22 protein-coding genes and 1 tRNA gene are annotated in these 23,781 nt (G+C 65.4%); 22 read left to right on the top strand and 1 reads right to left on the bottom strand.

Features of this window, described 5'->3' with window-relative positions:
• The first annotated feature begins 53 nt into the window (after window positions 1–53).
• The 3 genes from carA (at window position 54) to greA (ending at window position 4,965) form a co-directional block, all read left to right on the top strand.
• Window positions 54–1,205 (top strand): glutamine-hydrolyzing carbamoyl-phosphate synthase small subunit, encoded by a 1,152-nt coding sequence (gene carA, locus VHP37_16250; GenBank protein HEX2827905.1) that lies wholly within the window; start codon window positions 54–56, stop codon window positions 1,203–1,205.
• A gap of 64 nt (window positions 1,206–1,269) precedes the next feature.
• Window positions 1,270–4,482 carry a carbamoyl-phosphate synthase large subunit gene (carB, locus tag VHP37_16245; GenBank protein ID HEX2827904.1) on the top strand — a complete coding sequence of 1,071 codons (3,213 nt, stop codon included), beginning with the start codon at window positions 1,270–1,272 and terminating at the stop codon, window positions 4,480–4,482.
• 6 nt (window positions 4,483–4,488) lie between these two features.
• Window positions 4,489–4,965, top strand: a complete 477-nt coding sequence (gene greA / locus VHP37_16240) for a transcription elongation factor GreA (protein ID HEX2827903.1) — start codon at window positions 4,489–4,491, stop codon at window positions 4,963–4,965.
• A 74-nt stretch (window positions 4,966–5,039) separates the two neighbouring features.
• On the opposite strand, the gene yhbY is transcribed toward greA, so the two are convergent.
• Entirely contained in the window at window positions 5,040–5,393 is a 354-nt protein-coding gene (gene yhbY / locus VHP37_16235; protein ID HEX2827902.1) for a ribosome assembly RNA-binding protein YhbY, read from the bottom strand.
• Between the two features lie 141 nt (window positions 5,394–5,534).
• On the opposite strand from yhbY, the gene VHP37_16230 reads away from it, so the two are divergent.
• The 19 genes from VHP37_16230 (at window position 5,535) to nuoL (ending at window position 23,772) form a co-directional block, all read left to right on the top strand.
• Window positions 5,535–6,152, top strand: coding sequence for an RlmE family RNA methyltransferase (locus VHP37_16230; GenBank protein HEX2827901.1), 618 nt, complete (start codon window positions 5,535–5,537; stop codon window positions 6,150–6,152).
• 149 nt (window positions 6,153–6,301) lie between these two features.
• The gene (gene ftsH, locus VHP37_16225) at window positions 6,302–8,137 is read left to right on the top strand and encodes an ATP-dependent zinc metalloprotease FtsH (protein HEX2827900.1); all 1,836 of its coding nucleotides are present in this window, start codon (window positions 6,302–6,304) and stop codon (window positions 8,135–8,137) included.
• Between the two features lie 195 nt (window positions 8,138–8,332).
• Window positions 8,333–9,169, top strand: coding sequence for a dihydropteroate synthase (gene folP / locus VHP37_16220; protein ID HEX2827899.1), 837 nt, complete (start codon window positions 8,333–8,335; stop codon window positions 9,167–9,169).
• Window positions 9,170–9,189: 20 nt separating this feature from the next.
• On the top strand, window positions 9,190–10,536 hold the full coding sequence (gene glmM, locus VHP37_16215) for a phosphoglucosamine mutase (GenBank protein ID HEX2827898.1): 1,347 nt from the start codon (window positions 9,190–9,192) through the stop codon (window positions 10,534–10,536).
• 93 nt (window positions 10,537–10,629) lie between these two features.
• Window positions 10,630–11,391 carry a triose-phosphate isomerase gene (tpiA, locus tag VHP37_16210; protein HEX2827897.1) on the top strand — a complete coding sequence of 254 codons (762 nt, stop codon included), beginning with the start codon at window positions 10,630–10,632 and terminating at the stop codon, window positions 11,389–11,391.
• 34 nt (window positions 11,392–11,425) lie between these two features.
• Window positions 11,426–11,833 (top strand): preprotein translocase subunit SecG, encoded by a 408-nt coding sequence (gene secG / locus VHP37_16205; protein ID HEX2827896.1) that lies wholly within the window; start codon window positions 11,426–11,428, stop codon window positions 11,831–11,833.
• An 82-nt stretch (window positions 11,834–11,915) separates the two neighbouring features.
• A tRNA-Leu gene (locus tag VHP37_16200) sits at window positions 11,916–12,000 on the top strand.
• Between the two features lie 97 nt (window positions 12,001–12,097).
• Window positions 12,098–12,466 carry an NADH-quinone oxidoreductase subunit A gene (locus VHP37_16195; GenBank protein ID HEX2827895.1) on the top strand — a complete coding sequence of 123 codons (369 nt, stop codon included), beginning with the start codon at window positions 12,098–12,100 and terminating at the stop codon, window positions 12,464–12,466.
• Window positions 12,467–12,584: 118 nt separating this feature from the next.
• Window positions 12,585–13,064, top strand: coding sequence for an NADH-quinone oxidoreductase subunit B family protein (locus tag VHP37_16190; GenBank protein HEX2827894.1), 480 nt, complete (start codon window positions 12,585–12,587; stop codon window positions 13,062–13,064).
• The gene (locus VHP37_16185) at window positions 13,061–13,672 is read left to right on the top strand and encodes an NADH-quinone oxidoreductase subunit C (protein ID HEX2827893.1); all 612 of its coding nucleotides are present in this window, start codon (window positions 13,061–13,063) and stop codon (window positions 13,670–13,672) included. The genes VHP37_16190 and VHP37_16185 overlap by 4 nt, the downstream gene beginning before the upstream one ends.
• A gap of 2 nt (window positions 13,673–13,674) precedes the next feature.
• The gene (locus VHP37_16180) at window positions 13,675–14,928 is read left to right on the top strand and encodes an NADH-quinone oxidoreductase subunit D (GenBank protein HEX2827892.1); all 1,254 of its coding nucleotides are present in this window, start codon (window positions 13,675–13,677) and stop codon (window positions 14,926–14,928) included.
• Between the two features lie 11 nt (window positions 14,929–14,939).
• Complete coding sequence (nuoE, locus tag VHP37_16175) at window positions 14,940–15,413, top strand: NADH-quinone oxidoreductase subunit NuoE (GenBank protein HEX2827891.1); 474 nt, start codon at window positions 14,940–14,942, stop codon at window positions 15,411–15,413.
• Complete coding sequence (nuoF, locus tag VHP37_16170) at window positions 15,413–16,726, top strand: NADH-quinone oxidoreductase subunit NuoF (GenBank protein HEX2827890.1); 1,314 nt, start codon at window positions 15,413–15,415, stop codon at window positions 16,724–16,726. The genes nuoE and nuoF overlap by 1 nt, the downstream gene beginning before the upstream one ends.
• 6 nt (window positions 16,727–16,732) lie before the next feature.
• Window positions 16,733–19,102, top strand: coding sequence for an NADH-quinone oxidoreductase subunit NuoG (gene nuoG, locus VHP37_16165; GenBank protein ID HEX2827889.1), 2,370 nt, complete (start codon window positions 16,733–16,735; stop codon window positions 19,100–19,102).
• Entirely contained in the window at window positions 19,102–20,160 is a 1,059-nt protein-coding gene (gene nuoH / locus VHP37_16160; protein ID HEX2827888.1) for an NADH-quinone oxidoreductase subunit NuoH, read from the top strand. Before nuoG ends, nuoH begins: the two co-directional genes overlap by 1 nt.
• Window positions 20,160–20,648 carry an NADH-quinone oxidoreductase subunit NuoI gene (gene nuoI, locus VHP37_16155; GenBank protein HEX2827887.1) on the top strand — a complete coding sequence of 163 codons (489 nt, stop codon included), beginning with the start codon at window positions 20,160–20,162 and terminating at the stop codon, window positions 20,646–20,648. Before nuoH ends, nuoI begins: the two co-directional genes overlap by 1 nt.
• Before the next feature lie 105 nt (window positions 20,649–20,753).
• Window positions 20,754–21,386, top strand: a complete 633-nt coding sequence (locus tag VHP37_16150; protein ID HEX2827886.1) for an NADH-quinone oxidoreductase subunit J — start codon at window positions 20,754–20,756, stop codon at window positions 21,384–21,386.
• On the top strand, window positions 21,383–21,688 hold the full coding sequence (gene nuoK / locus VHP37_16145) for an NADH-quinone oxidoreductase subunit NuoK (protein HEX2827885.1): 306 nt from the start codon (window positions 21,383–21,385) through the stop codon (window positions 21,686–21,688). Before VHP37_16150 ends, nuoK begins: the two co-directional genes overlap by 4 nt.
• Window positions 21,689–21,696: 8 nt before the next feature.
• Window positions 21,697–23,772 (top strand): NADH-quinone oxidoreductase subunit L, encoded by a 2,076-nt coding sequence (gene nuoL, locus VHP37_16140; GenBank protein HEX2827884.1) that lies wholly within the window; start codon window positions 21,697–21,699, stop codon window positions 23,770–23,772.
• Window positions 23,773–23,781 lie beyond the last annotated feature (9 nt).

The raw sequence follows: 23,781 nt of genomic DNA, 5'->3' as shown, positions 1-23,781 counted from the left end.
TAAAGACCTGTCCCGCTTTCCGCATGTAGTCCCCAGAAATCAGGAGCTTGCCCGTGTCAGCGCGTACGCCCGCCATCCTCGTACTCAAGGATGGAACCGTATTTCGCGGCACGTCGATCGGCGCCGAAGGGATCACGGTCGGCGAGGTGGTGTTCAACACCGCCATGACCGGCTATCAGGAGATCCTCACCGATCCTTCGTACTGCCGGCAGATCGTCACCCTCACGTATCCGCACATCGGCAACTACGGTGCGAACGCCGAGGACGTCGAAGCGAACCGCGTCCATGCCGCGGGTCTCGTCATCCGCGACCTGCCGATCCTCGCGTCGAACTGGCGCCAGAGCTGGACTCTTCCGGAATACCTGAAACGCGAGAACATCGTCGCGATCGCGGACATCGATACGCGCAAATTGACGCGCCTGCTGCGCGACAAGGGCGCGCAGGACGGCTGCATCATGGCCGGCGACGTGAGCGTGGACGCGGCGCTCAAGGCCGCGCAGGAATTCCCCGGCCTGATGGGCATGGACCTCGCAAAAGTGGTGTCCTGCAAGCAGTCGTACGAATGGAACGAAGGCGCGTGGAATCTCGCGAGCGGTTACGCCAGGCGCGATGGTGACGGGCGCTTCCACGTCGTCGCGTACGACTATGGCGTCAAGCGCAACATCCTGCGCCGCCTCGCCGCGCACGGCTGCAAAGTCACCGTCGTTCCGGCCGAGATGCCGGCCGAAGAAGCGCTCGGACTGGAGCCCGACGGGATCCTGCTCGCGAACGGCCCGGGCGATCCCGCGCCGTGCGATTACGCGATCCGCGCGATCCGCACCTTCCTCGGCGTCGGCGTGCCGCTCTTCGGCATCTGCCTCGGCCATCAGCTGCTCGGGCTCGCCGTCGGCGCGAAGACCGTGAAGATGAAGTTCGGCCACCACGGCGCGAACCATCCGGTGCAGGACCTCGCCACCGGCCGCGTGATGATCACCAGCCAGAACCACGGCTTCGCGGTCGATCCCGCGACGCTGCCTGCGAACACCAAGGTCACGCACGTCTCGCTGTTCGACGGCAGCCTGCAGGGTTTCGAGCTCACCGATCGCCCGGCGTTCTGCTTTCAGGGTCACCCCGAAGCGAGCCCGGGGCCGCAGGACGTCGATTATTTGTTCAAGCGGTTCATGAAGATGATGGATGAGAAGGAAAGCGTGAAACGTGAAACGTGAAACGTGATGGGCTCGCGCGAGCCCCTTCGTTTCACATTTCACATTTCACGTTTCACTGACCTCAATGCCTAAACGCACAGACATCAAGTCCATACTGATCATCGGCGCGGGCCCGATCGTGATCGGCCAGGCGTGCGAGTTCGATTACTCCGGCGTGCAGGCGTGCAAGGCGCTGCGCCAGGAGGGCTATCGCGTCGTCCTCGTCAACTCCAATCCGGCGACGATCATGACCGACCCGGAGATGGCGGACGCGACCTACATCGAGCCGGTGACCTGGCAGATGGTCGAGAAGATCATCGCGATCGAGCATCCCGATGCGCTGCTGCCGACGATGGGCGGCCAGACCGCGCTCAACTGCGCGCTCGACCTCGCCAAGCACGGCGTGCTCGAGAAGTACGGCGTCGAGCTGATCGGCGCGTCGCGCGAAGCGATCGACAAGGCCGAGGACCGCGAGAAGTTCAAGTCGGCGATGGCCAAGATCGGGCTCGCCAGCCCGCGCTCGGCGCTCGCGCACAGCCTCGAGGAAGCGCTGCAGGTGCAGTCGATGGTCGGTTTTCCGACGATCATCCGTCCTTCGTTCACGCTCGGCGGCACCGGCGGCGGCATCGCGTACAACCGCGAGGAGTTCGTCGCCATCGTCACCGGCGGGCTGGACGCGAGCCCGACCAAGGAAGTGCTGATCGAGGAATCGGTGATCGGCTGGAAAGAGTACGAGATGGAAGTCGTCCGCGACCGCAAGGACAACTGCATCATCGTGTGCTCGATCGAGAACTTCGATCCGATGGGGGTGCACACCGGGGACTCGATCACCGTCGCGCCGGCGCAGACGCTGACCGACAAGGAATACCAGATCATGCGCGACGCCTCGATCGCGTGCCTGCGCGAGATCGGGGTCGACACCGGCGGATCGAACGTACAGTTCGGCATCAACCCGAAAGACGGGCGCATGGTCATCATCGAGATGAACCCGCGCGTCTCGCGCTCGTCCGCGCTCGCGTCCAAGGCGACCGGTTTCCCGATCGCCAAGGTCGCGGCCAAGCTCGCGGTCGGCTACACGCTCGACGAATTGCGCAACGACATCACCGGGGGTGCCACGCCCGCGTCGTTCGAGCCGACGATCGACTACGTCGTCACCAAGATCCCGCGCTTCGCGTTCGAGAAGTTCCCGCAGGCCGACGACCGCCTCACCACGCAGATGAAATCGGTGGGCGAGGTGATGGCGATGGGCCGCACTTTCCAGGAATCGGTGCAGAAAGCGCTGCGCGGCCTCGAGACCGGCGTCGACGGCTTCGACGAGCGCACCACCGATCGCGACGCGATCGAGGAAGAGCTCGGCGATCCGGGTCCCGACCGCATCTACTACGTCGCCGACGCGTTCCGCATCGGCATGACGCTCACCGAGATCCACGACATCTGCAGGATCGATCCGTGGTTCCTCGCGCAGATCGAAGACCTCGTCATCACCGAGAGCCTGCTCGCGGGCACGGCGCTGGACGCGATCGACGCCGACAAGATGCGGCAGCTGAAGCGCGACGGCTTCTCGGACCGCAGGCTCGCCAAGCTGCTGAATACGACGCCGGCCGAAGTGCGCGAGCGCCGCCACGCGCTCGGCATACGCCCGGTCTACAAGCGCGTCGACACCTGCGCCGCGGAGTTCGCGACGCGCACCGCATACATGTACTCGACGTACGAGGAAGAGTGCGAGGCGCAGCCGACCGACAAGAAGAAAGTGATGGTGCTCGGCGGCGGGCCGAACCGCATCGGCCAGGGCATCGAGTTCGATTACTGCTGCGTGCACGCCGCGCTGGCGCTGCGCGAAGACGGTTTCGAGACCATCATGGTCAACTGCAACCCCGAGACCGTGTCGACCGACTACGACACCTCGGACCGCCTGTACTTCGAGCCGCTCACGCTGGAAGACGTGCTCGAGATCGCGCACGTCGAGAAACCGTACGGCGTGATCGTGCAGTTCGGCGGCCAGACGCCGCTCAAGCTCGCGCGCGATCTCGAAGCGAACGGAGTGCCGATCATCGGCACCACGCCCGACTCGATCGACCTCGCCGAGGACCGCGAGCGTTTCCAGAAGCTGCTGAACAAGCTCAAGCTGAAGCAGCCGCCCAATCGCACCGCGCGCAGCGCCGCCAAGGCGATCTCCGGTGCGCAGGAGATCGGCTACCCGCTTGTCGTGCGTCCGTCGTACGTGCTCGGCGGCCGCGCGATGGAGATCGTGCACGAGCAGTCGGACCTCGAGCGCTACATGCGCGAGGCGATCAAGGTCTCCAACGATTCGCCGGTGCTGCTCGACCGCTTCCTCAACGACGCGACCGAGGTCGACGTCGACGCGGTGTCCGACGGCAAGGAAGTCATCATCGGCGGCGTCATGGAGCACATCGAGCAGGCGGGCGTGCACTCGGGCGACTCCGCGTGCTCGCTGCCGCCGTTCTCGCTGTCGGCCGAGCTGCAGGACGAGCTGCGCCGCCAGACCGTCGCGATGGCCCGCGCGCTGAAAGTGGCCGGGCTCATGAACGTGCAGTTCGCGATCCAGAACGGCGTGGTGTACGTGCTCGAAGTGAACCCGCGCGCATCGCGCACCGTGCCGTTCGTGTCCAAAGCGACGAGCCTGCCGCTCGCCAAGATCGCCGCGCGCTGCATGGCCGGCAAGACGCTGGCGGAGCAGGGCGTGACGGCCGAAGTGATCCCGCCGTACTACTCGGTGAAGGAAGCGGTCTTCCCGTTCATCAAGTTTCCCGGCGCCGACACCATCCTCGGTCCCGAGATGAAATCGACCGGCGAGGTGATGGGCGTAGGCAAGACCTTCGCCGAAGCGTTTCTCAAGTCGCAGATGGCGGCGGGCGAGCGCCTGCCGGCGGCAGGCAAAGTCTTCCTGAGCGTGCGCGATTCCGACAAGGACGCGACGGTCGAGGTGGCCCGCTCGCTGTCCAGGCTGGGATTCGTCCTGCTCGCGACGCGCGGCACCGCCAATGCGATCGCCGCCGCGGGCCTGCCGGTGACGCCGGTGAACAAGGTGGCCGAAGGGCGTCCGCACGTCGTCGACATGATCAAGAACGGCGAGATCGCGCTGATCGTCAATACCGTCGAGGACCGCCGGGCGGCGATTCGCGACTCGTACTCGATCCGTCGCGCTGCTCTGCAGCAACGGGTCCCGCTATTTACTACGCTCGCGGGCGCGCGCGCCGGCTCGACCGGAATCGAGCAGGCGAAGGAGCTGCGCGCCTACAGCGTCCAGGAGCTCCACGGCAACCTCATCGCGGCCTGACCTCCCATGAACAAGACCCCACTCACCGTCAACGGCGCTTTGATGCTGCGCGAAGAGCTGCAGGAGCTCAAGGGCGTGCAGCGGCCGGCGATCATCAACGCGATCGCGGAGGCACGCGCGCACGGCGACCTGTCGGAGAACGCGGAATACGCGGCGGCGAAAGAGCGGCAGGGCTTCATCGAAGGCCGCATCGCCGAGCTCGAAAGCAAGCTCTCGAACGCCCAGATCATCAACCCGGCGCTGCTCGACGCCGACGGCCGCTGCGTGTTCGGCGCGACCGTCGACCTCGAGGACATGGAGAGCGGCCAGGTCGTGACCTACCAGATCGTCGGCGAGGACGAGGCCGACATCAAGGTCGGCAAGATCTCGATCAGCTCCCCGATCGCACGCGCCCTGATCGGCAAGTCCGCCGGGGACGTGGCGGAGGTCCAGGCGCCAGGCGGCTTGCGCGAATACGAGATCCTGGACGTGAAATACGTCTAGTGAAACGTGAAACGTGAGGTTCCTGTGGCAGGCCTCGGTCCACGTTTCACGTTTCGCATTTCACGTTTCACCGCTTAGGAGCCTTGATAGCTGCGCTTCGTCCGTCTCGGGCCCTTCTTGATCGCCCGCCGTCGCTTGGGCGTTTTTTCCTCTTCGGCCGGCTTCGGGCGGTAAAACACCAGGATCTTGCCGATCTGCTGCACCGGCGCTGCGCCGGTCTGCTCGCAAACCTGGGCGACCAGATCCATCCGCGCCGCCCGGTCGTCTCCCAGCACGCGGACCTTGATGAGCTCGTGGGCTTTGAGATTGGCGTCGATCTCGCGCACGACCTCCGGCGTGAGGCCGGCGTCGCCGATCATCACGACGGGATTGAGATGGTGGGCGCGGGCTTTGAGCTCGCGGCGCTGGGCGGGGGTAAGCTCTTGCATTTGAAGGCGGATTGCGGGATGAGGGCGCGGAGCAGGGGCCCGGACTTTACCACCGAAACGGCCCCGGCACGCCTTAAGCACCAAAAAGCGCGCTTATTCCAGATTTGGCCGGCGGCGGCCGTTAATTAAGATTCGGGACGAATGGCGAAGACGAGCAAGGCGTGGATGCGCGAGCACGTGACGGACCCGTACGTGAAACGCGCCAACGCCGAGGGATTTCGGTCGCGCGCGGCATACAAGCTGCAGCAGATCGATGCGAAGGACAGGCTTTTGAAGCCGGGGATGACCGTGGTCGACCTCGGAGCCGCGCCGGGCGGCTGGTCTCAGGTCGCGGCGAAGGCTGTGGGAGCCAGAGGTCGGGTGATCGCGCTCGACCTGCTCGAGATGGCCGAAGTGCCTTTTGTCACGGTGATACGCGGAGATTTTCAGGAACAGGAGACCCTCGAGAGGGTGGAGCAGGCGCTGCACGGCGAGCGGGTCGACCTTGTGATGTCCGACATGGCGCCCAATATCAGCGGTATCGCCAGCGCCGACCAGGCCCGCTCGATAGGACTCGCCGAGCACGCGCTCGAATTTGCAATGAACCATTTGAAACCGCAGGGAAACTTCCTGGTCAAAACGTTCCACGGCGCCGGTTACGACGGTCTGGTGAACTCCCTGCGGCGCACGTTCAACGAAGTGCTCACACGCAAGCCGGATGCCTCGCGCAGCCGGTCGAGCGAGGTCTATCTGCTCGCAAAAGGACTGAAAGCGGGCTGATTGCGCAGTCGGCAGGGAGCGTCGTCGGGAGGCTCCGCCGGGCAAGTGGTTTAGAATCGATCGATGCAGCGCCTAACCGGCGTGAAGGAGACTGCTTGAACAATCTCATCAAGAACGTCGCGATCTGGCTGGTGATCGCACTGGTCCTCATGACCGTTTTCAACCAGTTCAGCACGCGGCAGAGCACCCAGAAGCCGATGGAGTATTCCCAGTTCATCGAAGAGGTGAAGCAGGGACGCATCGCCAAGGTGACCATCGAAGGCCGGGTGCTGAAGGGCGTCAAGCAGAGCGGCGAGCGGTTCCAGACCTATTCGCCGTCCGACCCGTGGCTGGTCTCCGACCTGCTCAAGAACGGCGTGATCATCGAAGCGAAGCCCGAGGAAGAGCCTTCGCTGCTCATGAACATCTTCGTCTCGTGGTTCCCGATGCTGCTCCTGATCGGTGTATGGATATTCTTCATGCGCCAGATGCAGGGCGGGGGACGCGGCGGCGCGTTCTCCTTCGGCAAGAGCCGCGCGCGCATGCTGGACGAGTCGAACAACACCGTCACGTTCGCGGACGTGGCGGGCTGTGAAGAAGCGAAAGAGGAAGTCGCGGAGCTCGTCGAGTTCCTGCGCGACCCGTCCAAGTTCCAGAAGCTCGGCGGCCGCATCCCGCGCGGCGTGCTGATGGTCGGCAATCCCGGCACCGGCAAGACGCTGCTCGCCCGCGCGATCGCGGGTGAAGCGAAAGTCCCGTTCTTCTCGATCTCCGGCTCGGACTTCGTCGAGATGTTCGTCGGCGTGGGCGCGGCGCGTGTCCGCGACATGTTCGAGCAGGCGAAGAAGCATTCGCCCTGCATCGTGTTCATCGACGAGATCGACGCGGTCGGCCGCCAGCGCGGCGCGGGCCTCGGCGGCGGCAACGACGAGCGCGAGCAGACGCTCAACCAGCTTCTCGTCGAGATGGACGGCTTCGAGGCGAACTCGGGCGTGATCGTCATCGCGGCGACCAACCGTCCCGACGTGCTCGACCCGGCGCTGCTGCGCCCCGGTCGTTTCGATCGGCAGGTGGTCGTGCCGCTTCCGGATATCCGCGGCCGCGAGCAGATCCTCCAGGTCCACATGCGCAAGGTCCCGGTCGCGCCGGACGTGCGTCCCGACATTCTCGCGCGCGGCACCCCGGGCTTCTCGGGCGCCGATCTCGCGAACCTCGTCAACGAAGCGTCGCTGTTCGCCGCCCGCGGCAACAAGCGCCTCGTCGACATGGACGACTTCGAGCGCGCCAAGGACAAGATCATCATGGGCGCGGAGCGCCGCTCCATCGTGATGCCGGAGCACGAGCGCAAGAACACCGCGTACCACGAGGCGGGTCACGCCGTGGTCGCGCGCAAGCTCTCGCGCACCGATCCGGTCCACAAGGTGACGATCATCCCGCGCGGCCGCGCCCTCGGCGTGACCATGCAGCTTCCGCAGGAAGACCGCTACAGCATGGATCGCGAGCAGATCCTGCAGAACATCTCGGTGCTGTTCGGCGGGCGCATCGCCGAAGAGATCTTCATGAGCCAGATGACGACCGGCGCTTCGAACGACTTCGAGCGTGCGACCGACATGGCGCGCAACATGGTCGTGCGCTGGGGCATGAGCGACAACCTCGGACCGATGGTGTACGGCGAGAACGAAGGCGAAGTCTTCCTGGGGCGCTCCATCACCACGCACAAGAACGTGTCGGAGTCGACGCTGCAGCAGGTCGACGCCGAGATCCGCCGCATCATCGACCAGCAGTACGGCGTCGCGCGCTCGATCATCGAGGAGCATCGCGAGAAGGTCGAGAAGATGGCGACGTGCCTGCTCGAGTGGGAAACGATCGACGCCGACCAGATCAACGACATCATGGAAGGCCGCGAGCCGCGTCCGCCCAAGCCCACGCAGCCGCCGGCGCAGCATCCGCCGCGCGACAGCACGCCGACGCCGACGCCGACTGCTACGGCCGCACCCGAAGCCTGAGGCGGCGAGCGACCGTGGGCGCCGCGATAAGCAAGGCGTAAACGGGTGAACGAGTGAACGGGTGAACGGGTTAAACCGGCTAGACTTCGAACCCTCTCTTCGGCAACGGAGAGAGGGTTTTTGTCTTCTGGACGTCGCCGCAGGAATCGCCACGATGCTCTTCACCCGTTCACCCCTTCACCCGTTCACGCAGTGATGTTGCTGCGGCTCGGGAAGTTCGCGCTCGAGACCGAGCGTCCATTGCTGATGGGGGTTGTAAACGTCACCCCCGATTCGTTCTCCGACGGCGGCCTTTACGCCTCGCGTGACGCCGCGATCGCGCACGCGAAGACGCTGATCGAAGAAGGCGCGGACATCCTCGACATCGGCGGCGAATCGACGCGCCCGGGGGCGGCGCCGGTTTCGCTCGACGACGAGCGCCGCCGCGTGCTGCCGGTGATCGAAGCGCTCACGGACTGCGGCGTGCCGGTCTCGGTCGACACGCGCAAGCCGGCGCTCATGCGCGAAGCGCTCGCGGCCGGCGCGAGCCTCGTCAACGACATCAGCGCCGCCGAAGGCGAGGGCGCGCTCGCCGCGATCGCCGCGACGAACGCCGCGGTATGCCTCATGCACAAGCAGGGCGACCCGCAGACGATGCAGCAGGCGCCGCAGTACGAAGATGTCGTGCGCGAGGTGCGCGACTATCTCGCGGGCCGTGCCGCAGCCGCGATGGCGGCAGGCATCGCCCGCGACCGTATCGTGCTCGATCCGGGTTTCGGCTTCGGCAAGACCTTTGATCACAACCTCGCGCTGCTGGGCAACTTGCACGAGCTCACCGCGCTCGGATTTCCGGTGCTCGCCGGTCTGTCGCGCAAGGCGATGCTGGGGAAGATCACCGGCCGCGAGCCCGTTCACCGCGTGTATGCAAGCGTCGCGGCGGCGCTGTTCGCCATCGAGCGCGGCGCGCGCATCGTGCGCGTGCACGATGTCACGGCGACGCGCGACGCGCTCCTCGTGTGGCAGACGTTGAGCGGTAGAATGCCGCTCCTGTGAATTGAGCGGATCGCGACAAGATGAAACGCAAGTACTTCGGCACCGATGGCGTGAGAGGGCGGGTCGGCACGGCGCCGATCACCCCGGACTTCGTGATGAAGCTCGGGTACTCCGCGGGCAAGGTGCTTGCGGCGCGGCACGTCTCGGACCAGCACCCGACGGTGCTGATCGGCAAGGACACGCGCGTGTCGGGCTACATGCTCGAGTCGGCGCTGCAGGCGGGACTGTCCGCCGCCGGTGTCGACATCGTGCTCGTCGGCCCGATGCCGACGCCCGCGGTCGCGTATCTCACGCGCGCGCTGCGCCTGTCGGCGGGCATCGTCATCAGCGCGTCCCACAACCCTTACGACGACAACGGGATCAAGTTCTTCTCCGGCGACGGCGCCAAGCTTCCCGACGAGACCGAGGTCGAGATCGAGCGCCTGCTCGACGAGCCGCTCGCCTGCGAGCACTCCGCCAAGCTCGGCAAGGCGCGCCGCATGGAGGACGCGCAGGGCCGCTACATCGAGTTCTGCAAGAGCACCTTCCCGACGCGGCTCGATCTGAAGGGCATGCGCATCGTCGTCGACAGCGCGCACGGCGCGGCCTACCAGATCGCGCCGTGCGTCTTCCACGAGCTGGGCGCCGACGTGATCCCGATCGGCGTGAGTCCCGACGGCTTCAACATCAACGCGGGCTTCGGTGCGACGCATCCGAAGACGCTGCAGGCGGAGGTCGTCAACGCCAGGGCCGATCTCGGCATCGCGCTCGACGGCGACGCCGACCGCCTGATCATGGTCGACGCCGCGGGGGAGATCTACGACGGCGACCAGCTTCTGTACGTCATCGCCAGGCACCGTCGCGCGCGCGGCCTGCTGCGCGGCGGCGTGGTCGGCACGCTGATGAGCAATCTCGGCCTCGAGCACGCGCTCGCCAAGCTGGACGTCCCGTTCACGCGCGCCAACGTCGGCGATCGCTACGTGCTGGAGACGCTCAACGAGCGCAACTGGCACCTCGGCGGCGAGAACTCCGGACACATCGTCTATCTCGACAAGCACACGACCGGCGACGGCATCGTCTCGGCGCTGATGGTGCTCGACGCGCTCGCCGAATCCGGCGCGAAGCTCCCCGAAGCCACGCGCGACATCACGCTCTATCCGCAGGTGCTCGTGAACGTCGCGGTCAAGGAGCGCTTCGATTTCGCCTCGCACAAGGCCGTTGCGCAGGCGGTCGCCGACGCCGAGCGCGCGCTCGACGGCACGGGCCGCGTGCTGCTGCGCGCCTCGGGCACCGAGCCGCTGATCCGGGTGATGGTCGAAGGCCGGGACGAGCCGGAAGTGCGCCGCTGGGCCGAGACGATCGCCGATGCGGTGCGTGCCGCGTGCTGAATCGGCGCGCGCGCCGACCTTGCGCGCGTCATTGCGTTGCCCTCCCAGTCCGGCACGTGTAAAATTCAACGGTTTGAGCGTCTTCGCTTTGCAATGCGCAACAAGTTCGTAGCGGGTAACTGGAAGATGAACGGCAACCTGGCTACGAACCAGACGTTGCTCGGCGCGCTCGTCGAAGGTCTGTCGCGTGTGGCGGGCGTGAAAGTCGCGGTCTGCGCGCCTTTCCCTTACCTCGCGCAAGTGCAGCAGTCGCTGTCAGGCTCCGGCATCGCGTGGGGCGCGCAAAACCTGTCGCAGTTCGATGCGGGTGCGTACACGGGCGAAGTGTCCGGCGCCATGCTGGTGGACTTCGGCTGCCGCTACGTGATCGTCGGCCATTCGGAGCGGCGCACGCTCTTCGGCGAGGCGAACGGCATCGTGGCCCAGAAGTACGAAGCGGCGCTGAAAGCCGGGCTCACGCCGATCCTGTGCGTCGGCGAGACTCTCGCGCAGCGCGAGGCCGGCGAGACCGAAAAAGTGGTCGCCGCGCAGCTCGATGCGGTGCTCGAGCGATCGGGCGCCGAGACGTTCGCCCACGCCGTGATCGCGTACGAGCCGGTATGGGCGATCGGCACGGGCAAGACGGCAACAAAGGATCAGGCGCAGAGTGTGCATGCCTTCATCCGCGGCCGGGTCGAACGCGCCGACGCGGCCATTGCCGCGAACGTGCAAATCCTCTACGGAGGAAGTGTCAAAGGCGCGAACGCCGCGCAGCTTTTCGGCATGCCGGACATCGACGGCGGCCTGATCGGTGGGGCGTCGCTGGACGCCAACGAGATGTTGACGATTTGCCGCGCTGCGGTTGTGCGCAACTGACGCACACGCAACCGAGCGAACTGAACGAGTAGAGATGGAAACAGGCATTCTGGTGTTGCACGTGCTGGCCGCGATCGGTATCTGCGGTCTCGTGCTGCTCCAGCACGGCAAGGGCGCGGACGTGGGCGCCGCTTTCGGCAGCGGCTCGGCCGGCAGCGTGTTCGGCTCGGCCGGCTCGGCGAACTTCCTGTCGCGCGCGACGGCGATACTGGCGCTCGTGTTTTTCCTGACGAGCCTCGGCCTCACGTATCTCTCGTCCCGCAAGGGCGACAACCGCGGCGTGATGGCGGATCACCCGGTGACGCAGCAGAAGACGCCGGGCCAGACGCCGCTGGAGATCCCGGGGCAGACCCCGCCCGGCAGGTCCGAAGCGCAGCCGCTGCCGCCGGGAACGGCGACGCCGCCCGCGGAGGCCGGAAGGGCGCAGGAAGTGCCGAAATAGTGTTGAGTGCTTAGCGTTGAGTGTTTATTGGGGTCGGGTTTCACTCACAACTAAACACTCAACACTGAACACTGGAGTTTTTGTCGACGTGGTGGAATTGGTAGACACGCTGTCTTGAGGGGGCAGTGGCGAAAGCCGTGAGAGTTCGAGTCTCTCCGTCGACACCAAAATTGCAGGATTCGGGATCCAGATACCAGGATTCAGTCAATGCAAAGCGCAGCATCCCTGAATCCTGAATCCTGACAACTGAATCCTGATTCGAAGATGCTCGAAAATTATTTTCCCGTACTGATGTTCATCGTCGTCGGGCTCGGCCTCGGCGTGGTCATGCTGCTGATCGGCGGCGGGATCTCGCGGCTGCTGGGCATCCACCGGCCCGATCCCGAGAAGCTGTCGCCGTACGAGTGCGGGTTCGAAGCCTTCGAGGACGCGCGCATGAAGTTCGACGTGCGCTACTACCTGATCGCGATCCTCTTCATCCTGTTCGACCTCGAGATCGCTTTCCTCTTTCCGTGGGCCGTCGTGCTGCAGGAGATCGGCCTCTTCGGTTTCCTCGCGATGGTGCTGTTCCTCGCCATTCTCGTCGTGGGCTTCATCTACGAATGGATGAAGGGCGCATTGGAGTGGGAGTGACGACGCGAGACGGGAAGCAGGGGCCCCACGCTTGCGTGGGGATGCGACCAGTCGAGTCGGCGTCGGCGGCCGACGCCACCGGTCGCGGATTCACCGGTACACGTGCGGAGGCGGCCTGATGGGTGCTCCTGAGAACATTTCCGACAAAGGCTTCGTCACCACGACGACCGACAAGCTGCTGAACTGGACCCGCACCGGCAGCCTGTGGCCGATGACCTTCGGCCTCGCGTGCTGCGCGGTCGAGATGATGCACGCCGGCGCCGCACGCTACGATCTGGATCGCTTCGGCATCGTGTTCCGTCCGAGCCCGCGCCAGTCCGACGTGATGATCGTCGCCGGCACGCTGTGCAACAAGATGGCGCCCGCGCTGCGCAAGGTGTACGACCAGATGGCCGAGCCGCGCTGGGTGATCTCGATGGGAAGCTGCGCGAACGGCGGCGGCTACTATCACTATTCCTATTCGGTCGTGCGCGGCTGCGACCGCATCGTGCCGGTCGACATCTACGTGCCCGGCTGCCCGCCCACCGCGGAAGCGCTGCTCTACGGCCTGATCCAGTTGCAGAACAAGATCAAGCGCACCAACACGATCGCCCGCTGATGTCCCGGCTCGACACCCTTACTGAAGCGCTGGGAACGACGTTCGGCGACCGGCTCGCCGTCGACACCAAGCTCGGCGAAGTGACCGCGGTCGTGAAGGCCGCGAACCTGATCGAAGTCGCGACCGCGCTGCGCGACACGCCGAGCCTCGCGTTCGCGCAGATGACCGACCTCTGCGGCATGGACTACAGCGCATACGGCGGCAACTGGGAAGGCGCGCGCTTCGCGGTCGTCTACCACCTGCTGTCGATCACCAACAACTGGCGCCTGCGGCTGCGCGTCTTCGCCCCCGACGACGACTTCCCGGTCGTGTCCTCGGTCATCGGCGTGTGGCCGGCGGCGAACTGGTACGAGCGCGAAGCGTTCGACCTCTACGGCATCATCTTCGAGGGCCATCCCGACCTGCGGCGCCTCCTCACCGACTACGGCTTCGTCGGGCATCCCTTCCGCAAGGACTTCCCGCTCTCCGGCAACGTCGAGATGCGCTACGACCCCGACCAGCAGCGCGTGATCTACCAGCCCGTCACGATCGAGCCGCGCGAGATCACGCCGCGCATCATCCGCGAGGAGAACTACGCGGACGTCGACATCGACAAGAAAGGCGTTTGAGCGTGGCGGAGATTCGCAACTACACCATGAACTTCGGGCCGCAGCATCCGGCGGCCCACGGCGTGCTGCGTCTCGTGCTCGAGCTCGACGGCGAGGTCATCGAGCGCGCCGATCCGCACATCGGCCTCCTGCACCGCGCGACCGAGAAGCTCGCCGAGTACAAGACGTTCATCCAGTCGGTGCCGTACATGGACCGCCTCGATTACGTCTCGATGATGTGCAACGAGCACGCGTACGTGATGGCGATCGAGAAGCTGCTCGGCATCGAGGTGCCGATCCGCGCTCAGTACATCCGCGTCATGTTCGACGAGATCACTCGCATCCTCAACCACCTCCTGTGGCTGGGCGCGCACGGTCTGGACATCGGCGCGATGACCGTCTTCCTGTACTGCTTCCGCGAGCGCGAAGACCTCATGGACGTGTACGAAGCGGTGTCGGGCGCGCGCATGCACGCGGCGTACTACCGTCCGGGCGGCGTCTATCGCGACCTGCCGGACCGCATGCCGCAGTACACCGCGAGCAAGTTCCGCAACGAATCGACGATCCGCGAGCTCAACAAGAACCGCCAGGGCTCGGTGCTCGACTTCATCGAGGACTTCACCGACCGCTTCCCGAAATACATCGACGATTACGAGACGCTGCTCACCGACAACCGCATCTGGAAGCAGCGCACCGTCGGCATCGGCGTGGTGACGCCCGAGCGCGCGGTCGCGCTCGGCTTCACCGGTCCGATGCTCCGCGGCTCGGGCATCGAGTGGGACCTGCGCAAGAAGCAGCCGTACGAGGTCTACGACCGCATGGATTTCGACGTGCCGGTCGGCGTCAACGGCGACTGCTACGACCGTTATCTGGTGCGCGTCGAGGAAATGCGCCAGGCCAACCGCATCGTCAAACAGTGCATCGCGTGGCTGCGCGCGAACTCCGGTCCGGTCATGGTCGACAACTTCAAGGTCGCCCCGCCTTCGCGCGTGTCGATGAAGAGCAACATGGAAGAGCTCATCCATCACTTCAAGCTCTTCACCGAAGGCATGCACGTGCCGGACGGCGAAGCGTATGCCGCGGTCGAGCATCCCAAGGGCGAGTTCGGCATCTACCTCGTGTCGGACAACGCGAACAAGCCGTATCGCCTCAAGATCCGCGCGCCGGGTTTCGCGCACCTCGCCGCTTTCGACGAGATGGCGCGCGGCCACATGATCGCCGATGCGGTCGCGATCATCGGCACCCAGGACATCGTCTTCGGGGAGATCGACCGATGAACGCCCCGATGCTGCTGTCGCCCGACGCGCTGAAGAAGATCGACGAGGCCGTCGCCAAGTATCCGTCCGACCAGAAGCAGTCGGCCGTGATGGCTGCGCTCACCATCGCGCAGGACGAGAAGGGCTGGCTCTCGGTCGAGACGATGGATTTCGTCGCTCAGTACCTCGAGATGCCGCCGATCGCGGTCTACGAGGTCGCGTCGTTCTACACGATGTACGACCTGAAACCGGTCGGCCGCCACAAGCTCACGGTCTGCACCAACCTCCCGTGCGCGCTGCAGGGCGCGACGCTCGCCGCCAAGCATCTCAAGGACAGGCTCGGCATCGACTTCAACGAGACCACGCCCGACGGGCGCATCACGCTGAAGGAAGGCGAGTGCATGGGCGCGTGCGGCGACGCCCCGGTGTTCCTGCACAACAACAAACGCATGCTGTGCGCGATGTCGCCCGAGCGGCTCGACCAGCTGCTGAAGGACCTCGACTGATGGGACTTCCCGTTCCGCCGTTCGCCGGAGAGATCTTCGGCCCGGACGCGATCCTGATGAAAGGCCTGAACGGCCTGAACTGGCGCCTCAAGGATTACGAGTCGCGCGGCGGCTACCAGGCGCTGAAGAAGATCCTCAGCGAGGGCATGACGCCCGAGCAGGTGATCAACGAGGTCAAGGCGTCGGCGCTGCGCGGCCGCGGCGGCGCGGGCTTTCCGACGGGGCTGAAGTGGACGTTCATGCCGAAGAACTACACCGGCGTGAAGTACGTGGTCTGCAATTCCGATGAAGGCGAGCCCGGCACGTTCAAGGACCGGGACCTCCTGCGCTACAACCCGCACATCGTCATCGAAGGGATGATCATCGCGGGTTACGCGATGGGCGCTCCGGTCGGCTACAACTACATCCACGGCGAGATCTGGGACGTGTACGAGCGCTTCGAGGAAGCGCTCGCCGAAGCGCGCGCCGCGGGCTACCTCGGCCGGAACATCCTGGGCTCGGGCTTCAGCTACGAGCTGTACGGCCATCACGGTTTCGGCGCGTACATCTGCGGCGAAGAGACCGCGCTGCTCGAGTCGCTCGAAGGCAAGAAAGGCCAGCCGCGCTTCAAGCCGCCTTTCCCCGCGAGCTACGGCCTCTACGGCAAGCCGACCACGATCAACAACACCGAGACCTTCGCCGCGGTGCCGTGGATCATCATGAACGGCGGCCAGGCCTTCCTCGAGCTGGGCAAGCCCAACAACGGCGGCACCAAGATCTTCTCGATCTCGGGCGACGTCGCGCGTCCCGGCAACTACGAGATCCGCCTCGGCACCCCGTTCGCGAAGCTGCTCGAGATGGCGGGCGGCATGCGCGGCGGCAGGAAGATCAAGGCGGTCATCCCGGGCGGCTCGTCGATGCCGGTGCTGCCGGGCGAGATCATGATGCAGACTGACATGGACTACGACTCGATCGCCAAGGCGGGATCGATGCTCGGCTCCGGCGCGGTGATCGTCATGGACGAGACGCGCTGCATGGTGCGCTCGCTGCTGCGGCTGTCGTACTTCTATTACGAGGAGTCGTGCGGCCAGTGCACGCCGTGCCGCGAAGGCACCGGCTGGCTGTACCGCATGGTCGACCGCATCGAGCACGGCCGCGGCAAGTCCGAGGACCTCGCGATGCTGAACGACGTCGCCGACAACATCCAGGGCCGCACGATCTGCGCGCTCGGCGACGCCGCCGCGATGCCGGTGCGCGCGTTCATCAAGCACTACCGCGACGAATTCCAGCACCACATCGATCACAAGAAATGTCTTGTGCCCGATTACATCTGAGAACCCATGCTAGACCTAGAGATCGACGGTAAGGCGCTCGAGGTGCCCGAAGGCAGCACCGTGATGGACGCGTGCAACAAGCTCGGCGTCTACGTGCCGCATTTCTGCTATCACAGGAAGCTGTCGATCGCCGCCAACTGCCGCATGTGCCTGGTGCACGTGGAGAAAGCGCCCAAACCGCTCCCCGCGTGCGCGACGCCGGTCACCAAAGGCATGAAGGTCTGGACGCACTCCGACCTCGCGGTCGACGCCCAGAAGGGCGTGATGGAGTTCCTGCTGATAAACCATCCGCTCGACTGCCCGATCTGCGACCAGGGCGGCGAGTGTCAGCTCCAGGACCTCGCGGTCGGCTACGGCGCGAGCGGCTCGCGCTACGAGGAAGACAAGCGCGTCGTGGTGAACAAGAACCTCGGCCCGCTCATCTCGACCGACATGACGCGCTGCATCCACTGCACGCGCTGTATCCGCTTCGGCCAGGAGATCGCCGGCATCATGGAGCTCGGCATGATCGGCCGCGGCGAGCATGCCGAGATCATCACCTTCGTCGGCAAGACGGTCGATTCGGAGCTGTCCGGCAACGTCATCGACCTCTGCCCGGTCGGCGCGCTGACTTCGAAGCCGTTCCGCTACAGCGCGCGCACGTGGGAGCTCACGCGCCGTCCCTCGATCAGCCCGCACGACAGCCTCGGTGCGAACCTCATCGTCCAGATCAAGCAGAACCGCGTGATGCGCGTGCTGCCGCGCGAGAACGAGGCGATCAACGAGTGCTGGCTGTCCGACCGCGACCGCTTCTCGTACGAAGGCCTCAATTCGGAACAACGCCTCGCGCGCCCGATGTTGAAGCGCGACGGCACCTGGGAGACGGTCGACTGGAAGGTCGCGCTCGAATTCGTTGCGACCCGGCTCAAGGAGATCCGCGAGAAACACGGCGCGTCGTCGATCGGCGCGCTCGCCCTCCCGCACCAGACGCTCGAGGAGCTCTATCTCCTCCAGAAGCTGGTGCGCGGCCTCGGCTCCAACAACGTCGACTTCAGGCTGCGCCAGTCCGATTTCTCCGCCGACGGCAAATCGGCCGGCGCGCCGTGGCTCGGCATGCCGATCCAGGACATCCCGCTGCTCGACCAGGTGCTCGTCGTCGGCAGCACGCTGCGGCGCGAGCATCCGCTGCTCGCGCATCGCATCCGCCAGGGCACGAAGAAGAACCTCAAGCTCTCGATCCTGCACGCGGTCGACGACGATCTTCTGATGCGCACGACTGCGAAAGCGATCGTGGCGCCCGATGCGCTGGCGCAGATGCTCGCGCAGGTGGTCAAAGCCGCCGCTGCTGCTGCGAACGTCGCGGTTCCCGACCACGTGCGCATTGCTGCCGACGGCGTCGAAGTCAGCGAAAATGCGCAGCGCCTCGCGGACGCGTTCGCCGGCGGCGCGAACACCGCGACGAATTCAGCAATACTGCTCGGCAACTACGCCCAGCACCATCCGCAGTACGCCGCGCTCCACGCACTGGCGCAGGCGCTCTCCGATCTCACCGGCGCGAAGCTCGGCGTGCTCAACGAAGCCGCGAACAGCGTCGGCGGCTACATCGCGGGCGCGGTGCCGTTCGGCAAGGGCGGCGCCGGCAAGAACGCGATGCAGATGGCCGCCGAGCCGCTGAAGGCTTACCTGCTTCTCGGCGTGGAACCGCAATTCGATACGCACGATCCCGCGCGCACGCTCGAGGCGCTCGCGCAGGCCGAGCTCGTCGTCGCGATGAGCCCTTTCGAGCACGCCGCCGAGTACGCGCACGTGATGCTGCCGATCGGGCCGTTCACCGAGACCTCCGGCACCTTCATCAACACCGAAGGCCGCGTCCAGAGCTTCGCCGGCTGCGTGCAGCCGCTGGGCGAGACACGCCCCGCGTGGAAGGTGCTGCGCGTGCTCGGCAACCTGCTGGGCCTTTCGGGCTTCGATTACGACAGCGCCGACGAAGTGAAGCGCGAGGTGCTGGGCGAGGGCGAGGTCATCGGGAAGCTCGGCAACCGCCTCTCGACCCCCGCGCTTGCGCCGCTCGCGCAGGCGCAAACCCAGGGACTCCAGCGCATCGCCGAAGTGCCGCTCTACGCGTCGGACCCGCTGGTCCGCCGCTCGCCGCCGCTGCAGAAGACCCGCGACGGCGCCGCGCCGGTGGCGTGGGTGAGCGCGGCGACGTTCGGCCAGCTCCGCCTCGCGCCGGGCGATTTCCTGCGCGTTCGCGGGCAGGGCGCCGAGGTCACCGTGCCCGTCGCCGTCGACGAGCGCCTCCCGGACGGCTGTGTCCGCCTCGCCGCGGGCTGGGGTGCGATGTCCGGCAGCATCACCGCGGAGCGCGTGCCGGCGCAGCAGAAAGTGGCGGTCTGATGGATTTCCTCGGCAACCTGCAGCAGTTCTTCGGCCCGACGTGGCCGGTGGTGTGGACGCTCGCGAAGATCCTCGCGATCGTGGTCCCGCTGATCCTCTGCGTCGCGTACCTGACGCTCTGGGAGCGCAAGTTCATCGGCTGGATCCAGATTCGCATCGGCCCGAACCGCGTCGGCCCGCGCGGGCTGCTCCAGCCGTTCGCCGACGTGCTGAAGCTCCTCACCAAGGAGATCATCGTCCCCACCGGCTCGAACAAGATGCTGTTCGTGCTCGCGCCGGTGCTGTCGATCATGCCGGCGATCGCGGCCTGGGCCGTCGTGCCGTTCTCGCCGGAGCTGGTGATCTCGAACATCGACGCCTCGCTGCTCTACATCATGGCGATCACCTCGATGGGCGTCTACGGCGTCATCATCGCGGGCTGGGCGTCGAACTCGAAGTACGCCTTTCTCGGCGCGATGCGCTCCGCCGCGCAGATCGTCTCGTACGAGATCGCGATGGGCTTCGCGCTCGTCGGCGTGCTGATGGCCTCGCAGAGCCTGAACCTCGGCGACATCGTGCGCGGGCAGCGCGGCGATTTCGGGCTGTTCAACTGGTACCTGATCCCGCTGTTCCCGCTGTTCCTGACCTATCTCATCGCCGGGGTCGCCGAGACCAACCGCGCGCCGTTCGACGTCGCGGAAGGCGAGTCGGAGATCGTCGCCGGTTTCCACGTCGAGTACTCGGGGGTGGCTTTCGCCGTGTTCTTCCTGGCGGAATACATGAACATGTGGCTGATCTCGATCCTGTGCAGCATCATGTTCCTCGGCGGGTGGCTGTCGCCGTTCCCGGCGGCGATCCCGTTCCTGGGCGCGCCGAGCATGGCGTGGCTGTTCCTCAAGGTCTTCGTGGTGGTGTCCAGCTTCCTCTGGTTCCGCGCGACGTTCCCGCGCTACCGCTACGACCAGATCATGCGTCTGGGCTGGAAAATCTTCATACCGGTGACCCTCGTCTGGATCGTCGTGCTCGGCGCGTGGATGCAGACGCCGCTGTGGGTCTGGTGGGGAGGGACGTTCGAATGATGGCCCGTGTCCGCGAATTCTTCCGCACGTTTCTGCTGTTCGAGCTGCTGCAGGGCATGGCGCTCACCGGCCGGCATCTGTTCCACCGCAAGATCACCGTGATGTTCCCCGAGGAGAAGACGCCGCAGAGCCCGCGCTTCCGGGGCCTGCACGCGCTGCGCCGCTACCCCAACGGCGAAGAGCGCTGCATCGCGTGCAAGCTGTGCGAGGCGGTGTGCCCGGCGCTCGCGATCACGATCGAGTCCGAGCAGCGCGACGACGGCACGCGCCGCACCACGCGCTACGACATCGACCTCACCAAGTGCATCTTCTGCGGCTTCTGCGAGGAATCGTGCCCGGTCGACTCGATCGTCGAGACCCGCACGCTGGAATATCACGGCGAGAAGCGCGGCGACCTCATCTACACCAAGCCGATGCTGCTCGCGATCGGGGACATGTACGAGGCGGAAATTGCCAAGGACCGCGCACAGGACGCGGCTTACCGATAAAAAGGCGTGAACGAGTGAACGGGTGAACGCGTGAACGGGTAGGACAGCCAGCGGGTTTCGCTTTTACCCGTTCACCTGTTCACCCGTTCACGCGTTCACGAAAAAATGACTTTCTCAACTTTCATCTTCTATTTCTTCGCCGCGGTCCTGATCGGCGCGGCGGTCGCGGTGATCACCGCCCGCAACCCGGTGCACGCGGCGCTCTTCCTGGTGCTCGCGTTCTTCACCTGCGCGGGCCTCTGGATACGGCTCCAGGCGGAGTTCCTCGGAATCGCGCTGGTGCTGGTGTACGTCGGCGCGGTGATGGTGCTCTTCCTGTTCGTGGTGATGATGCTCGACATCAACATCGCGCGGCTGCGTGCGGGGTTCTGGACTTATCTGCCGATCGGTGCGGTGGTGGCGACCCTGCTCGTGATCGAGATGGGCATCGTCCTGACCGGCAGCTACTTCGGCACCGAGGGCATGCCGCCGCCGGAAGCGCTCCCGCCGAACTACAGCAACACCAAGGAGCTCGGGCGGCTCATCTACACCGACTACGTCTACGCCTTCGAGATCGCCGCGGTGATCCTGCTGGTGGCCATCGTCGCGGCCATCGCGCTCACGCTGCGCCGGCGCAAGAACGTCAAGGGCATGGATCCGGGCGTGCAGGTGAAGGTGAGGCGCCAGGACCGCGTGCGCATCGTCTCGATGCCGCCGGTGCGCGCCGAAGAAGCGAAGGCCGAAAGGACGGAGCCTTGATCACCCTGTCGCACTATCTCGTCCTCGGCGCGATCCTGTTCGCGCTCTCGATCATCGGCATCTTCCTCAACCGCAAGAACATCATCATCCTGCTGATGGCGATCGAGCTCATGCTGCTCGCCGTCAACATGAACTTCGTGGCGTTCTCTCACTTCCTCAACGACACCGCGGGCCAGATCTTCGTGTTCTTCATCCTGACGGTGGCGGCGGCGGAGTCCGCGATCGGCCTCGCCATCCTGGTCGTCCTGTTCCGCAACATCAGCACGATCCACGTGGAAGACCTCGACAGGCTGAAGGGATAAGAGTCGAAATGACCGCGATGCAAAAGCTCTATCTGGTCGTGCCGCTGGCGCCGCTCGTCGGCGCCATCCTGGCCGGCCTCTTCGGCTGGGCGATCGGGCGCCGCGGCGCGCACATCGTCACGATCGCCGGCATGATTGTGTGCGTCATCGCCGCGGGCGTGGTCTACAACGACGTGCTGAACGGCAACACCTACAACGGCACCGTCTACACCTGGCTCACGTCGGGCAACACGCGCTTCGAGATCGGCTTCCTGATCGACCGGCTCTCCGCGACGATGATGATCGTCGTGTCGTTCGTGTCGCTGATGGTGCACCTGTACACGATCGGCTACATGGCCGACGACCCGGGGTACCAGCGCTTCTTCTCGTACATCTCGCTCTTCACGTTCTCGATGCTCATGCTCGTCATGAGCAACAACTTCCTCCAGCTCTTCTTCGGCTGGGAAGCGGTGGGCCTGGTGTCGTACCTGCTGATCGGGTTCTGGTACACCCGCCCGACGGCGATCTACGCGAACCTGAAGGCGTTCCTCGTGAACCGGGTCGGCGATTTCGGCTTCCTGCTCGGGATCGCTCTCGTCCTGATGTATTTCGGCACGCTCGACTACGCCGCGGTGTTCGCGGGGGCGAAACAGCTCGCCGGCAACACCATCGAGATCTTCCCGAGCGTGCCGTGGTCGCTGATGACCGTGATCTGCATCCTGCTCTTCATCGGCGCGATGGGTAAGTCGGCGCAGTTCCCGCTGCACGTCTGGCTGCCCGATTCGATGGAAGGCCCGACGCCGATCTCCGCGCTGATCCACGCGGCGACGATGGTGACGGCCGGCATCTTCATGGTGGCGCGCATGTCGCCGCTGTTCGAGCTCTCGGAGACCGCGCTCTCGGTGGTCATCGTCATCGGCGCGATCACCACGTTCTTCATGGCGCTGATCGCGATCGTCCAGAACGACATCAAGCGCGTCGTCGCGTACTCGACGCTCTCGCAGCTCGGCTACATGACCGTCGCGCTCGGCGCCTCGGCATACTCCGCGGGGATCTTCCACCTCGCGACCCACGCGTTCTTCAAGGCGGTGCTGTTCCTGGGGGCCGGCTCGGTGATCATAGCGATGCACCACGAGCAGGACATGCGGCGCATGGGCGGTCTCAGGAAGTACATGCCGATCACCTACGGCACGATGTTCATCGCGGCGCTGGCGATCTCGGGCGTTCCCGGCCTGTCGGGGTTCTTCTCGAAGGATTCGATCATCGAGGCGACGCACCTCTCGCGCATCACCGGGGCCGAGTTCGCGTATTTCTGCGTGATGGCGACGGTGTTCCTGACCGCGCTGTACAACTTCCGGCTCATCTTCATGACCTTCCACGGTCCCGAGCGCTTCCGCGAGCCCGCCGTGGCCGACGCCCGCGGCGAGCACGGGCACGGCGAGCACGCGCTGACCGAGCACAACGAGGCGAAGCACGACGCGCACCACAGCCCGACCGATGCGCACGGACATGACGATCACGGTCACGGTCACGAGCCGCACGAGTCGCCGTGGGTGGTGACGGTGCCGCTGATCGTGCTCGCGATCCCGTCGATCTGTGCGGGGTGGTTGATCGGCACGGTGCTCTACGGCGGTTATTTCGGCAGCTCGATCTTCGTCCTGCCCGAGCACGACGTGCTCCGTCGTATGGGCGAGGAATTCCACGGTGTGGTGCCGATGATGGCGCACGCGCTGACGACGCTGCCCTTCTTCCTCACCATCGCCGGGATCGCGACCGCGGTGTTCCTCTACCTGATCCGTCCGGATCTGCCCGCCGTGATCAAGCGCCGCGCCGGCTTCCTCTACACGATCCTCGATCGCAAGTACTACTTCGACGAGCTGTACTCGTTCCTGTTCGCGGGCGGCGCGCGGGCGCTGGGCAAGGGCCTGTGGAAAGGCGGCGACGTGGGCATCATCGACGGCCTCTTCGTGAACGGCTCGGCGCGCCTCATCGGCTGGACCGCCACCGTCATCCGCCGCTGGCAGACCGGCTACATCTACAACTACGCGTTCACGATGATCTTCGGTGTGCTGGTGCTGCTGACGCTGTTCTTTCTGACGCAATAACAACAAGGG

The organism is Burkholderiales bacterium, from assembly GCA_036262035.1.
Lineage (GTDB): Bacteria > Pseudomonadota > Gammaproteobacteria > Burkholderiales > SG8-41 > JAQGMV01.
This window is presented reverse-complemented; position numbering and strand designations above follow the sequence as displayed.

What these genes read in the sequence shown, in the direction of transcription:
- glmM (HEX2827898.1), top strand. Translation starts at nt 9,190, where the DNA reads ATGAAACGCAAGTACTTCGGCACCGATGGCGTGAGAGGGCGGGTCGGC.
- carB (HEX2827904.1), top strand. Translation starts at nt 1,270, where the DNA reads ATGCCTAAACGCACAGACATCAAGTCCATACTGATCATCGGCGCGGGC.
- nuoL (HEX2827884.1), top strand. Translation starts at nt 21,697, where the DNA reads ATGACCGCGATGCAAAAGCTCTATCTGGTCGTGCCGCTGGCGCCGCTC.
- VHP37_16195 (HEX2827895.1), top strand. Translation starts at nt 12,098, where the DNA reads ATGCTCGAAAATTATTTTCCCGTACTGATGTTCATCGTCGTCGGGCTC.
- VHP37_16230 (HEX2827901.1), top strand. Translation starts at nt 5,535, where the DNA reads ATGGCGAAGACGAGCAAGGCGTGGATGCGCGAGCACGTGACGGACCCG.
- yhbY (HEX2827902.1), bottom strand. Translation starts at nt 5,393, where the DNA reads ATGCAAGAGCTTACCCCCGCCCAGCGCCGCGAGCTCAAAGCCCGCGCC.
- VHP37_16150 (HEX2827886.1), top strand. Translation starts at nt 20,754, where the DNA reads ATGACTTTCTCAACTTTCATCTTCTATTTCTTCGCCGCGGTCCTGATC.
- nuoH (HEX2827888.1), top strand. Translation starts at nt 19,102, where the DNA reads ATGGATTTCCTCGGCAACCTGCAGCAGTTCTTCGGCCCGACGTGGCCG.
- tpiA (HEX2827897.1), top strand. Translation starts at nt 10,630, where the DNA reads ATGCGCAACAAGTTCGTAGCGGGTAACTGGAAGATGAACGGCAACCTG.
- greA (HEX2827903.1), top strand. Translation starts at nt 4,489, where the DNA reads ATGAACAAGACCCCACTCACCGTCAACGGCGCTTTGATGCTGCGCGAA.
- folP (HEX2827899.1), top strand. Translation starts at nt 8,333, where the DNA reads ATGTTGCTGCGGCTCGGGAAGTTCGCGCTCGAGACCGAGCGTCCATTG.
- nuoI (HEX2827887.1), top strand. Translation starts at nt 20,160, where the DNA reads ATGGCCCGTGTCCGCGAATTCTTCCGCACGTTTCTGCTGTTCGAGCTG.
- nuoF (HEX2827890.1), top strand. Translation starts at nt 15,413, where the DNA reads ATGGGACTTCCCGTTCCGCCGTTCGCCGGAGAGATCTTCGGCCCGGAC.
- secG (HEX2827896.1), top strand. Translation starts at nt 11,426, where the DNA reads ATGGAAACAGGCATTCTGGTGTTGCACGTGCTGGCCGCGATCGGTATC.
- nuoG (HEX2827889.1), top strand. Translation starts at nt 16,733, where the DNA reads ATGCTAGACCTAGAGATCGACGGTAAGGCGCTCGAGGTGCCCGAAGGC.
- VHP37_16190 (HEX2827894.1), top strand. Translation starts at nt 12,585, where the DNA reads ATGGGTGCTCCTGAGAACATTTCCGACAAAGGCTTCGTCACCACGACG.
- ftsH (HEX2827900.1), top strand. Translation starts at nt 6,302, where the DNA reads ATGACCGTTTTCAACCAGTTCAGCACGCGGCAGAGCACCCAGAAGCCG.